This is a genomic window from Salmonella sp. SAL03688, assembly GCF_046551895.1.
Taxonomy (GTDB): domain Bacteria; phylum Pseudomonadota; class Gammaproteobacteria; order Enterobacterales; family Enterobacteriaceae; genus Salmonella; species Salmonella enterica.
This window is the reverse complement of the sequence record NZ_JBGDVI010000081.1, coordinates 1-292: the sequence shown is the minus strand read 5'-3', so window position 1 is coordinate 292 and position 292 is coordinate 1. Positions and strand designations below refer to the sequence as shown.

Here is a 292-nt window from a genome sequence, read left to right as displayed (position 1 = left end):
CCAACCTTCAACCTGCCCATGGCTAGATCACCGGGTTTCGGGTCTATACCCTGCAACTTAACGCCCGGTTAAGACTCGGTTTCCCTCCGGCTCCCCTATACGGTTAACCTTGCTACAGAATATAAGTCGCTGACCCATTATACAAAAGGTACGCAGTCACCCCACCCCAAAGCACTCACCGCTTGTTTTGTGTGTTGGGCGTCGCAAACGACGCTCCGCCACCGCGATGCTGCTTTGCAGGGCCTTCAACACCAGAGAATGCTTTGGTGGTGGGGCTCCCACTGCTTGTACG

At 55.1% G+C, this 292-nt stretch carries 1 rRNA gene; it reads right to left on the bottom strand.

Annotated features, from left to right (window positions below):
- Positions 1 to 292 (bottom strand): 23S ribosomal RNA (locus tag ACLJR2_RS23815); the annotation flags it as partial.